The 11,920-nt window shown below is 68.3% G+C and carries 11 protein-coding genes and 1 pseudogene; 7 read left to right on the forward strand and 5 right to left on the reverse strand.

Annotated features, from left to right (window positions below; translation table 11 throughout):
- Positions 1-118: 118 nt before the first annotated feature.
- Positions 119-865 carry a hypothetical protein gene (locus tag ABZ396_RS23295; protein WP_358916744.1) on the forward strand — a complete coding sequence of 249 codons (747 nt, stop codon included), beginning with the start codon at positions 119-121 and terminating at the stop codon, positions 863-865.
- Here the strand turns inward: ABZ396_RS23295 and frc are convergent.
- The 3 genes from frc to ABZ396_RS23310 form a co-directional block, all read right to left on the reverse strand.
- The gene (gene frc / locus ABZ396_RS23300) at positions 858-2,114 is read right to left on the reverse strand and encodes a formyl-CoA transferase (protein ID WP_358916746.1); all 1,257 of its coding nucleotides are present in this window, start codon (positions 2,112-2,114) and stop codon (positions 858-860) included. The genes ABZ396_RS23295 and frc overlap by 8 nt on opposite strands.
- A gap of 51 nt (positions 2,115-2,165) precedes the next feature.
- Positions 2,166-3,899: an oxalyl-CoA decarboxylase gene (gene oxc, locus ABZ396_RS23305; RefSeq protein WP_358916748.1), complete on the reverse strand. Its 1,734-nt coding sequence runs from the start codon at positions 3,897-3,899 to the stop codon at positions 2,166-2,168.
- Positions 3,900-4,110: 211 nt separating this feature from the next.
- Positions 4,111-5,097 (reverse strand): LysR family transcriptional regulator, encoded by a 987-nt coding sequence (locus ABZ396_RS23310; RefSeq protein WP_358916749.1) that lies wholly within the window; start codon positions 5,095-5,097, stop codon positions 4,111-4,113.
- Between the two features lie 162 nt (positions 5,098-5,259).
- On the opposite strand from ABZ396_RS23310, the gene ABZ396_RS23315 reads away from it, so the two are divergent.
- Positions 5,260-5,778, forward strand: coding sequence for a PAS domain S-box protein (locus tag ABZ396_RS23315; protein ID WP_358916751.1), 519 nt, complete (start codon positions 5,260-5,262; stop codon positions 5,776-5,778).
- A 249-nt stretch (positions 5,779-6,027) separates the two neighbouring features.
- On the opposite strand, the gene ABZ396_RS23320 is transcribed toward ABZ396_RS23315, so the two are convergent.
- A complete protein-coding gene (locus ABZ396_RS23320; RefSeq protein ID WP_358916753.1) occupies positions 6,028-6,462 on the reverse strand; it encodes a hypothetical protein in 435 nt (144 codons plus the stop codon).
- 37 nt (positions 6,463-6,499) lie between these two features.
- Between ABZ396_RS23320 and ABZ396_RS23325 the strand changes: the two genes are divergently transcribed.
- From ABZ396_RS23325 to ABZ396_RS23345, 5 genes are all read left to right on the forward strand, one after another.
- A complete protein-coding gene (locus ABZ396_RS23325) occupies positions 6,500-6,733 on the forward strand; it encodes a hypothetical protein (RefSeq protein WP_358916755.1) in 234 nt (77 codons plus the stop codon).
- A 627-nt stretch (positions 6,734-7,360) separates the two neighbouring features.
- Positions 7,361-8,776 carry a cytochrome ubiquinol oxidase subunit I gene (locus ABZ396_RS23330; protein ID WP_358916757.1) on the forward strand — a complete coding sequence of 472 codons (1,416 nt, stop codon included), beginning with the start codon at positions 7,361-7,363 and terminating at the stop codon, positions 8,774-8,776.
- On the forward strand, positions 8,773-9,762 hold the full coding sequence (locus tag ABZ396_RS23335; RefSeq protein WP_358916758.1) for a cytochrome d ubiquinol oxidase subunit II: 990 nt from the start codon (positions 8,773-8,775) through the stop codon (positions 9,760-9,762). Before ABZ396_RS23330 ends, ABZ396_RS23335 begins: the two co-directional genes overlap by 4 nt.
- A gap of 421 nt (positions 9,763-10,183) precedes the next feature.
- Positions 10,184-10,990: a hypothetical protein gene (locus tag ABZ396_RS23340; protein WP_358916760.1), complete on the forward strand. Its 807-nt coding sequence runs from the start codon at positions 10,184-10,186 to the stop codon at positions 10,988-10,990.
- Complete coding sequence (locus tag ABZ396_RS23345) at positions 10,987-11,205, forward strand: hypothetical protein (protein ID WP_358916762.1); 219 nt, start codon at positions 10,987-10,989, stop codon at positions 11,203-11,205. The genes ABZ396_RS23340 and ABZ396_RS23345 overlap by 4 nt, the downstream gene beginning before the upstream one ends.
- A gap of 197 nt (positions 11,206-11,402) precedes the next feature.
- On the opposite strand, the pseudogene ABZ396_RS23350 reads toward ABZ396_RS23345, so the two are convergent.
- Positions 11,403-11,573 (reverse strand): annotated as a pseudogene (locus tag ABZ396_RS23350) (GyrI-like domain-containing protein); the annotation flags it as partial.
- Positions 11,574-11,920 lie beyond the last annotated feature (347 nt).

An 11,920-nucleotide genomic window follows, 5' to 3' on the forward strand; every position in this document is an offset into this window, starting at 1 on the left:
AAAGCACCAGACCAGAACCCATGACCGGCCACCGAGCTATTCATAAGGGTGGTCTACGCAGGTACGGAGCTCATGCATTCAGCCCCCAAGTGGTCGACCAAGAGACAAAGATGACCATATGACGTCACTCCAAGACCCCGTCATGGACCTGGCGCGTGCATCCCTCGAACCGTCCACGAAGACGGCCCGGGTACGCGCGGATTCGCCCGTGTGCCAGGTCGTCATCCAGGCAGCCGAAGCCGACCTGGCCACTGGCGGCGCCGACAACGTCAACATGCTCGCGATCGGCGCCGGGGTGGCAGCGGCGGGGCTGACCTCCTGGCTCGCCCAGGAACGTGATCGTGACACGGCGGCCATCATCGCCGACTTCGAGAAGACCGCCACAGTCCACGGCTTTCCGCGCACCCCGCTCGTAGAGATGCTCAAGACGCTGCTGACGGGCCCCACCGGCACGGACCAGACCGCGGATTTCATGGTCCAGCTCTTCCACGACGACGAAGAGGCCTTCTACGACCTCATCGTCGACCTCGGCGGCTACATCGCCTCATGCATCGGCCTGCTCGCCGCACACGGCATCAGCAACCCGGACGCCTCCTGCGTGATCGCGCACCGTGATGTGCAGGAGATCCGTGTCCAGGCTGAGGCACAGCGCCATGTGGCGATGGCCGTACTCGGCCGCGTTGGCCGCCGGCTCGTCGACGACCAGGCCGCCGTGAAGCTGTCGTCCTCGCAGACGTGCCACTGGCGCAGCAGCGTCTCGGCGAAGTGCCGCGCACCGCACAACCGCCCCAGCGTACCCACCACAGCAGGAAGCCGGCCCGGACCAAGGGTCCGGGCCGGCTCCGTCACGCGACGGTTCAGATGATGACCTGCTTGTCGCGCATCCCCGCGATGGCACTCGCGTCGTAGCCCAGCTCGCTCAGGACCTCGTCGGTGTGCTCGCCGAGCAGCGGAGCGCCCTTGATGTCGGGCTTGAAACGGGAAAACTTGATCGGGCTACCGACCGTCAGGTACGTCCCGCGGCCCTTCTGCTCGACCTCAACGACCGTCTCGCTCCTGCGCAGCGCCTCGTCGCCCGCGATCTCCTTCATGCTCATCACGGGCGCGCAGGGCACCTCCCACTTGCGCAGGATGTCGACCGCCTCGTACTTCGTCTTGTCGGCCAGCCACTTCTCGATCTCCTCGAAGATCTCGAAGATGTGGGCCTGGCGCGCCTTGGCGGTGCTGTACTCCTGGTCGTCCACCCACTCGGGCCGGCCGATGGCCTCGGCGGTCCGCTTCCAGTTCTGCTCCTGAATGGTGAAGTAGATGTACGCGTTGGGGTCGGTCTCCCACCCCTTGCACTTCAGCACCCAGCCGGGCTGGCCACCGCCGCCCGCGTTGCCGCCGCGCGGCACGGCCTCCCCGAATTCGCCGTTCGGGTACTGCGGGTACTCCTCCAGGTAGCCGACCCGGTCCAGGCGCTGCTGGTCGCGGAGCTTGACCCGGGACAGGTTGAGCACGGCGTCCTGCATGGACACCGCGACCTTCTGGCCCTTGCCGGTCTTGTCACGGTCGATGATCGCCGCGAGCAGACCGATAAGCAGGTGCATACCGGTGTTGCTGTCGCCGAGGGCGGCGCCGCTGACGGTCGGCGGGCCGTCCCAGAAACCGGTGGTCGAGGCGGCACCGCCGGCGCACTGGGCCACGTTCTCGTAGACCTTGAGGTCGTTCCACGGCGAGTCCTCGTTGAAGCCCTTGACGGAGCCGAAGATCAGGCGCGGGTTCCACTCCTGGAGCGTCTCCCAGTCCAGGCCCATGCGGTCCATGGCGCCCGGTGCGAAGTTCTCGACCAGGACGTCGGCCCCGCGGATCAGCTTCTCCATGACCTCCCGGCCCTCGGGGGACTTGGTGTTGATGGCCAGGGAGCGCTTGTTGCTGTTCAGCATGGTGAAGTACAGCGCGTCGGCGTCGGGGATGTCGCGCAGCTGATTGCGCGTCACGTCGCCGCCGGCGGTGCGCTCGACCTTGAGCACGTCGGCTCCGAGCCAGGCGAGCATCTGCGTACAGGCGGGACCGGCCTGTACCCCGGTGAAGTCGATGACCTTGATCCCGGAAAGGGGCAGTTCAGTCATGTTCAGTAGCTTTCTCGTGAATCGACTTGATGTGGTGGTGACGGGACGTGGTCAGTGCTTGGCCGTGATGCCCTTGGGGTTGAGGTGCGCGATGTTGCCGCTCTCCGTGCCGTCCGCAGGGTCGATCACGCAGTCGATGAGGGCCGGCACACCTGCTGCCAGGGCCTCGCGGAGAGCGGCTTCGACCTCGGCGGGCGTCGTTGCCTGGTAGCCCTTGCCGCCGAACGCCTCGATCATGAGGTCGTGGCGGGCCTTGAGGGCGGTGGGTGCCGGGTCCGCGTTGGCGGAGGGGTCGTCGCCGCGGTAGACGCCGCTGTTGTTGAGTACGACGGTGACGATCGGCAGGTTGTAGCGGCACACGGCCTCGATCTCCATGCCGCTGAAGCCGAAGGCGCTGTCGCCCTCGATGGCGACGACCGGTTCTCCGGTCTCGACGGCTGCGGCGATCGCGTAGCCCATACCGATGCCCATCACGCCCCAGGTGCCGCTGTCCAGGCGGTGCCGCGGCACCTGCATGCCGATCGTGTTGCGGGCCAGGTCCAGGGCGTTGGCGCCCTCGTTGACGACGTAGGCGCGCGGGTTCTCCTCCAGGACGTCACGGATGACCTGCAGTGCGCCCAGGAACTTCATCGGGTGCGCTGCCTTGGCGGCTTCCAGGCGCCCGGCCATCTTGGTGACGTTCTGCGTGGAGCGGGCGGCGAGTTCCTCGCGCCACTGCACCGGGGCCGCGATCCGGCCCGGCTTGCTCCGCTCGACCAGTGCCTCCATCACCGAGCCGACGTCACCGACGAGCGGGGCCGCGATGGGCTGGTTGCTGTCCATCTCCGTGGCGGCGATGTCGACCTGGACGAACTTCGCGTCCGGGTTCCACTGGGGCGCCTCGCCGTGGCCGAGCAGCCAGTTCAGGCGGGCGCCGACCAGCATGACGACGTCCGCCCGGCGCAGCGCGAGGGAGCGCGCGGTAGCCGCCGACTGCGGGTGGTCGTCGGGCAGCAGGCCCTTCGCCATCGACATGGGCAGATAGGGAATTCCGGTGCTCTCGACGAACTCCCGGATCGTGTCGTCCGCCTGCGCGTACGCGGCGCCCTTCCCCAGCACGACCAGCGGCCGCTCGGCCCCGGCGAGGAGCTCGATCGCGCGGTCCACGGCCTGGGGCTGCGGCAGCTGGCGCGGCGCCGGGTCGACGAGCTCCCACAGCGAAGCCGCGCCCTTCTCGGCGTCGACGATTTCGCCCAGCACCGCGGCCGGGATGTCCAGGTAGACCCCTCCGGGACGGCCGGAGATCGCGGTGCGGAGCGCGCGAGCGATGCCGCGCCCGATGTCCTCGGCCCGCTGTACTCGGTAGGCCGCCTTGACGAACGGCCTGGACGCCGCGAGCTGATCCATTTCCTCGTAGTCGCCCCGCTGGAGGTCGACGAGGTGCCGCTCACTGGACCCGGATATCTGCACCATCGGGAAACAGTTGGTGGTGGCGTTGGCGAGCGCCACGAGGCCGTTGAGGAAGCCGGGCGCGGACACCGTCAGGCAGATACCCGGCTTCTGCGTGAGGAACCCGGCCGCCGCCGCGGCGTGCCCGGCGTCGCTCTCGTGCCGGAAACCGATGTAGCGGATGTCCGACGCCTGCGCGAGACGAGCCAGGTCGGTGATCGGGATGCCGACGACCCCGTAGATGGTCTCGACTCCGTTGAGCTTGAGTGCGTCGACCACCAGATGGATCCCGTCGGTCAAAGCAGCCGGTTCGTCGGCGCCCTCCGCCCCCGTGTCCTGCGTGACAGCGTCCGTCATGGTCCGGATCCTCCCTAGAGGGTCGCGCGGTTCGTCTTCTGTGCTTCACCTTCCGCGCCATGGGGACGGCGCGTCCAAGATCTTTTGCCAACCAGCTGATTTACGGCGTTTATCGATGCGGGTGCGGAGCGGCGGCTCGCGCAACGGGGCGCTCGCTGGCACCGGCCGACGGCAGTGCGTGGGAGGCTCCCAGCCGGTCCTTGGCCGGGGGTCAGCCCGACCCGCGGAGTTCCGCCAACTGCCCGTCGTGGGGTTCCTCGGCCGTGCCGGCTACGGCGGCGCGGTCCGACCACTCCGGTACGAGAACCTCGTCCAATGACAGCCCCGCGGCCATGTCGAGGAACGCCCTGGCCGCGACCGAACCGGGAGTCGCCGCGTGGATCGCCACCGAGATCTGCGCCCTGGCATCCGGCTCGACCAGCCGGACGGCTCTGGTCCCGCCGGTCACCGGCATGGCGTTCAGCCATGTGTGCGGGACGACACTCGCCCAAGCGCCCGTGGCGACATGGGCGTAGAGAGAGGCGACGGAGTCCGTCTCCACCTGGGGGGTCGCCCTCGCCCCGGCGTTTTCGAAGGCGCTGTCGATGAACTGGCGAAAACGCATGTCCGGTGAGAGCAGTGCCAGCGGCAGCTGGGCCGCCTCCGCCCAGGTGATGGTGGGGCCCGGGGGCACCAGGTGTTCACCGGGTGTCAGCAGCACGTACTGCTCCTCGTACAGCGGCACCACGTCCAGGCCTTCCCGGTCGTCGGGCCCGAAGTGGGCGATGGCGGCGTCCAGTTCGAAGTCGCGCAGCTGCCGGACCAGTTCCGCGGAGGACAGCCGGGAGCAGACCTTCACCCTGGCCAGCGGGTGCATCGCGCAGAAGGCGGCCACCGGGAGCGCCGTCGTGGTCGAAACGGTGGGCCCCGTGCCCAGCCGTAGCGTCCCGGTGATGCCCGACTGCATGACGGCCACCGCGGCCTTGAACGCGTCGTGCTCGGCGAGGATCCGCTTGGCCCACACGACGAGCCGCTCGCCCTCCGGGGTCAGGCCCTCGAAGTTGTGCCCCCGGTTGATCAGGGTGACGTTCAGCTCCCGTTCCAGCTTGGCGATGGCGATCGACAGTGCGGGCTGAGAGACATAGCAGGCATCGGCTGCCCGCGCGAAGTGTTTCTCCCTGGCCACCGCCACGAAGTACTCGAGCTGCCGGAACAGCATGGACCGGCTCCTCCCCACACCGAGAGACATTGTATGCAGTATTCCTTATTCAAGGCGAGCACGCCATACTGTCGACGGTGCCGATCAACGAGAAGGCGCGCCCGGCACATGCCCACCACTGGTGGACCCTCGGGCGGCGCGCCAAGAGGAGGGAGAAACGCCGTGGGCGACAACAATGCGGTAGCCGGGAACGAGGACTCGTCGACACACGCGAACCCCGGCACCGCGCACATCGGCGAGCCGGACGCCTGGCTGGCCCAAGCGATCGTGCGCGAGTCGTCCGAGGCCATCGTGGTGGCCGACCCGGAGGGGATCATCCGGGTGTGGAACAGCGGAGCAGAACGCATGTTCGGCCATACCGCGGCCGAGGCCGTGGGCCACAGCCTCGACCTGATCATCCCGGAGAAACTTCGGGAGCGGCACGGAAAGGGCTACCGGCACACGGCGGCTACCGGCCGAACTCGATACGGCGACAAGCTGCTCGGCGTGCCGGCCACCCACCGGGACGGCCACCGCGTCTCGATCGAGTTCACGGTGGCCCTGCTGCGAGACGAGACCGGCCGTCTCGTGGGCATCTCCGCGATCATGCGCGAGGTGACGGAGCGGCGCAACACAGAGAAGGCACTGCGCACGAGGCTGGCCGAACTCGAGCGCCGCCTGCCGGAGACGTCACCGGCGTGACGGCACACGCGACGGGCGGCTCCTGCGGATCAGAAGGGGGCGACCCGCCGGCGTTCGGCCCTGTGCTTGGAGAAGGTGCCCATGCCGCGGGCGAGTGCGCCTGCTGCCATGTGGTGCAAGGGCCACGACGGCGTCCCGCTCCGGGCTCCAGCCGCGGTGGCGAGGGCGTTGACGTGCGAAATAGCCGTCCGCTGAGCCGGCCGCTGGACCGCAGGAGCTTCCCGACGAAGAGCCGGCTCACCGGGGACGTCATTCGTTCGCGACGGCCCCTCGACCGGTGACCGCGGCAGCGAGCTTGGGTACAAACACTGAGGCGTCGACCGTGCCCAGCCCCGAGGCCATGTCGTAGCCCTTGACGGCCTGGTAGCCGTCCGGACCGTTACCGCCGATGGTCATGTCGACGACCCCACCACCGGGGACGGTGGCCAGGTTGTACAACGCGCCGTGAACGGCGCCGAGTCGGGTTCCGGCCTCCTGGTTGGCGAGGGCGATCAGTGCGGCGAACATCGGAGCCGCCTCGCTGGTGCCGCCGACGGGTATCCAGCCCGCGCCCGCGTGATCCTCTTCGTCGGGCTCACCTGGTTCGAGGTTTTCAAGAACGGACCGCTGTACATGGCCGCCCCTCGCCTTCTCGGCGTACGGCATCCACTGGTTCGCGATCGGGTGGAACCGGTACCGCGGCAACGATCCGCGCCCCAACGCGGGGCTCTCTGTGGCCTACATGGTTCTTTCAGCGCTGGGCGCCACCGTGTTCTTCAAGGTCGGGGACTGGCCGGTCGGCCTGGTATTCATGGGCCTGTTCTGCGTATACGTCGCCGAGTTCTTCGCCTCGATCGGCGTCGCACTCGCCGAGCGCGCGCTGGGCCTGGTTCGGGTGGTGACCGGCCTGTGGCTCATGTATGTGACGTTTGCCGTGACCGTGGACTTCGCGCTCGCCTGCCACTGGCGGACCTGAGGTCGCGTCGGAAGGGGGCCGACGTCATTGGCAGATGCGGGGTCCGCGCAGTTGCCTGGGGGCCGCGCCCAGCCGTGCTGGTTCGCCCATCGGGCTCTGGCGGTTCCCGCGATCAGCCGCCCTATCTGATCCGTTGAGGGGCGTCCCGAAGTCATCAGCGAGGTCGGCGCGCCGCTCAGGTCTCGCTCATTTCACCGCGGTGAGTCGCCGAGCGGCCGGCCCTCCGGTGGCCTCGGCAGCCGCTGCCTTGACCCGGGGCGTGCTGGGAAACGCTCGCCGTTACCGCTGATTGGCGCCGCCGCTTGACACCGCAGAAGGAATCGCCGAAACCGGCGACTGCCGGAGCGGTTGTGCCGCCGGGTGGCTGTTTACCATCGACCACAGAAGGCAAAGCATCGTCGCAATAGCCCTCACAACCGCTCAACAGAGTCGAACGCATGACCGTTCCGCGATCCTTCCTGCGCAACAAGACACGCCGCACCGCCGCCCTCTGACCTCGGCGGAACCTCCGCCTTCGCCAATTCGCCACCCGGCGCGGTTTCCTTTGCGCTTGGATGCCGGCATCAGCAGCCCGTATCCATCGCGACAAACGAATCGTCAGCCGCCACTCGAGCCGAAAGTGAATTCATGGTGCTGTCTGCGCTGGTCGGAGCTGCCGACCCGCCACAACTCCTTCCTGCGCGTGAGCAGATGGCGTTCACATTGGGCTTCCACATCATTCTGGTGCCCTTCGGCGTCGCATTCACCTTCATGATGCTGATCTGCCACTACCGGGCCCTGCGCCGCGACGATCACCAGGCGCTCCTCCTGGCCCAGCGGTGGTCCAAGGTGGCCGCCGTACTGTTCGCCGTGGGAGCCGTGTCGGGCACTGTACTGACTTTCGAGTTGGGGTTGCTCTGGCCGGGACTGATGGGCAACTACGGGCCGGCGTTCGGGTTTCCGTTCGCCATCGAAGGGCTCTTCTTCTTCCTCGAGGCCATCTTCATGGCCATCTACATCTACGGCTGGAAGAGGCTCCCGCCCTGGCCGCACTTCTTCACCGGTGTAGTGGTCACCCTGGCGAGCGTCGGGGGAACGGTCTCCGTCATCGCGGCGAACAGCTGGATGAACCAGCCGGCCGGCGTCGTCGTGAAGGACGGGCGTGTGGTGGACGTGATCCCGTCCAAGGTCTTCTTCAACGGCGCCTTCTGGTGGGAGATGGTGCACATGCTCCTCGCGGCGTACATCGTCGCGGGCTTCATGGTCGCGGGCGTGTACGCGTGGGGGCTGCTCAAGGGACGCCGGGACCACTATCACCGGCTGGGGTTCCAGGTGCCGTTCACGGTGGCGGCGATCGCCATGCCGCTGCAGTTCCTCGTCGGGGACACGATCGCCCGGCAGGTGTTCGACAGGGAACCGGCCAAGTTCGCCGCCATCGAGATGGTGCCGACGACCGGCAGTCACATCCCGGAGATCGTCGGCGGCATCTTCGTCAACGGCGAGGTGCGCTATGGCATCCGGATTCCCGACGTGGCCTCGATCCTCGCCGGCTTCCGCCCCTCCACCACGATCAAGGGGTTCGACGCGATTCCGGCCGCGGTACGCCCCGCGGACGAGGTGGTCAGCGTCGTACACCTCAGCTTCGACGTCATGGTCGCCACCGGCAGCCTCCTGCTCCTGCTGTCCCTGTGGTACGGCTGGCTGTGGTGGCGGCGCCGCGAGGTACCCACGTACCGCTGGTTCCTGCGCCTGTCGTCCGTCGCCGGGCCGATCGCGCTGCTGTCGTTGTGGAGCGGCTGGGTGGTGACCGAGGTCGGCCGCCAGCCCTGGACAGTCGTGGGACTCCTGCTGACAAAGGACGCGGTCGCCACACAGGGCAACCTGTGGCCGCTGTTCGCCACGGTCCTCGCTATCTACATCTGCGTGGGCGCCGGCGCCTTGTTCGTGCTCCGCACCATGCACCACCGATGGTCGGAACAGGGCACCGACGCCGTGGCTGTCCCGTACGGTCCCGAGACCACTCCGGCGACGAGCGGGCACGCCGTCGGAGGCGATGACGCATGAGCACTCTGATCGCCGCGGTCCTGTTCGTCGGCGTCATCGCCTATGCCCTCTTCGGAGGGGCCGACTACGGGGCCGGTTTCTGGGACCTCACGGCCGGCGGAGCCACGCGGGGCCGCCGCACCCGGGAGCTGATCAACCTCTCCATCAGCCCGGTGTGGGAAGCCAACCACACGTGGCTGATCTTCTGCCTGGTCACCCTCTGGACGGGCTTCCCACAGGCCTTCGCTGCCATCACCACCACCCTCTACATCCCTCTCGGCCTGGCGGCTCTGGGGATCGTCGCCAGGGGAGCGGGCTTCGCCTTCCGCCATGCGCTGGCCCAAAGCCGGGGAGAGTGGATCAGCGGTGCCGCCTTCGCCTGTTCGTCGGTACTCACCCCGTTCTTCTTCGGCACCATCGCGGGCGGGATCGCCTCCGGCCGTGTTCCCTCGGCGGGGCACGGCGACGCTCTGTCCAGTTGGCTGAATCCGACCTCCGTTCTCGGGGGCGTGCTCGCGGTCACCGTCTGCGCCTACCTGGCCGCTGTGTTCCTCACCGGGCAAGCCCAGCGCCGATCCGACACCGGCCTGGAAAAGGCGTTCCGCCACCGGGCCTTCGGCGCAGGCGTGGTTGCGGGGCTGGTGGCACTCGTAGGCGTGTTCGTACTGCGTGCGGACTCCCCGCGGCTGTTCCACCAGTTGAGCAGGGTGGGGGCGCCACTCCTTGTCATCTCCGCCCTGTGCGGTCTCACCGCGCTGCTCTTGCTGCGACGGGGCCATCCGCCCGTCGTCCGCACCCTGGCGGCGATCGCGATCGCCACCGTCGTCGCGGGGTGGGGAGTCGCCCAATATCCCTACCTCCTCGGCACTCACCTGACCATCGGCCAAGCGGCGGCCCCACAGGCCACTTTGTGGGTGCTCTTCGTCGTCTCCTGCGTTGCGGCAGTCCTCATCGCTCCCTCGCTCCTGCTGCTGTACAGCCTGCAACTGCGACGCAAACTCGGCTGAGCAGAGATCACTGAAGCGGGCACCCTGGGCGACGCCGCGAGGGGACCGCCAGGCGGCCCGAGACGGCCCCACCCGCGGCCGGAGCGGGTCGTGACCGACGAGGGCTACTTGGCCGACACCTTCCGCGGATCTGCGTCGGCGCCGGCACTCTCAACTGGTTCATACCGCGATCGACGAGACGCCCCCATGCCCGGACCCACGGAGATACCGACGCCCCGTCTGAGTCGCTGTGAACCACTGCGGGCATCGTCTTTGCCACCGCCATGAGCGGCGTCGGGCTGCTAGACCTGGGTAAGAAAGTGACAAGCGTTGTCGTTTCCTGGGCGTTCCTCGGCGCATGCTTATCGGCGCACTACGTTGCATGCAATTAGCCTCGATCGGGGTATCTGAGCTATGCCCTCTCGCAACAGGGAGGTGTTCCGTGGAGGCGGCAACCTGGGGACTCGTCGCGGCGTCGTTCGTGGCCTGCTTCGTCGAGATGGTCGAGGCGAGCACCATCGTCATGGCCATGGGATTCACCCGCGGCTGGCGCTCGGCGCTTGCAGGAGTGGCCGCCGCCCTGGCGGTGCTCGCGGTACTCACGTCGATCGCCGGGTATGCGCTCGGCCGCTGGTTCCCGGAGGCGGCGCTCCAGTTGGTGATCGGCGGCCTGCTGCTGACGTTCGGGCTGCAGTGGCTGCGGAAGGCGATCCTCCGGTCGTCGGGCCGTAAGGCCACGCATGACGAGGACGCGATCTACCGCGAGGAGACCGAGGCGGCCAAGGCCGCCGGGAACAGCGCCGGCCGGCTCGACATGTTCGGCTTCATGGTCTGTTTCAAGGGCGTTCTGCTGGAGGGCATGGAGGTCGTCTTCATCGTGATCACGTTCGGGCTGAACGCCCACAACGTGCCCGCCGCGGGCCTCGGTGCCGCCGGCGCGGTCGTCACCGTCCTCGGCATCGCCTTCGCCGTGCGCCGGCCGCTCTCGATGATCGACGAGAACCTGCTCAAGTACGGGGTGGGCCTGCTCCTGGCCTCCTTCGGCACCTTCTGGGCTGTCGAGGGCATCGGCCTCTTCCGCGCCGGCCGGGCAAGCCTTCACTGGCCCGGTCAGGACCTGTCGATCCTGGTCCTCCTGGCCGCCTGGTTCCTGCTGAGCAGGGTGTGGGTGAGGGCCCTCACAAGGACCTCCCGTCCCACCCCGGCGCACACCGCCGCCGTCGGCACCGTCGAGGAGAAGACCCCATGAACCTGCTGAAGGCCTTCGCTCGCTTCTGGTACGACTTCATCGTCGGCGACGACTGGAAGATCCCCGTGGCCGTCTTCCTGGCGCTGGCGATCCTGGCGGTGACGCTCTCCCTGGGGGTGTTCGGGGACGCCGTACTGACCGTCCTGGGCGGCCTGCTCGTACTGGCCGCCTTCTCGATCAGCCTGGTGATCGACGTCCGATCCCGCAGGTCGTGACAGGACCCGGCTTGCGGAGAGCCCCCGCCGTGCTGGGTGCCGGCACGCCGCTTGTTCACCGGCGGAACGCCGCGCACACTCGCGGAGCGCAGCGTGCCCTCGACATCGACCACGACGCACCTGAGCCCTTCGACTGCGGGTCCCGAAGGCCAACCGAAGGGCTCGCTCCTGCCCGCGCCGGGGGCTGAGTGCTTGGTTCAGCGGTGCTCAGGCTCCACCGGGAGCCAGAGTTGGGCGTCAGCCTCGGTCTTGTCCGGCGACACCCGGATGCGCAGGATCTCAGGGCCGGAGCGGCTGCGGTACGGGTTCGAGGGGAACCATTCGGTGAAGACGTCCCGCCACAGCTCCTGGATGGCCTGCGGCGCCGGCCAAGTCGGGTGCACGCGGCCGCCCAAAAGGCCGAGCAGAAGTGCCGGCCGGAGCTCGTTGTCTCATCGTCAAGTTGACGGACGGCCAGGGTGTAGACCTCGCCCTCGATCCGGTCGGCGGCCCGCGCCTGGGCGAACTCGTCCACCTCCTCCGCCGGCACGGTACGGTCGTCGCCCTCGGCTTCACCGGAGGCCGGGGGCAGGCGGGCCCCGGTCGACGTACTCGACCTCTGACCGGCTAAACCCTCGTCACACCGCCGACGGGCAGCCGCGTCCGGTGATCGACAGGGGATTCGCGCACTGCCGCAAGCCGCCGACGCGGGTCCGTGATCTCGGAGGCCCGCGCC

The sequence above is a fragment of the Streptomyces sp. NPDC005866 genome, assembly GCF_040629895.1.
GTDB lineage: Bacteria > Actinomycetota > Actinomycetes > Streptomycetales > Streptomycetaceae > Streptomyces.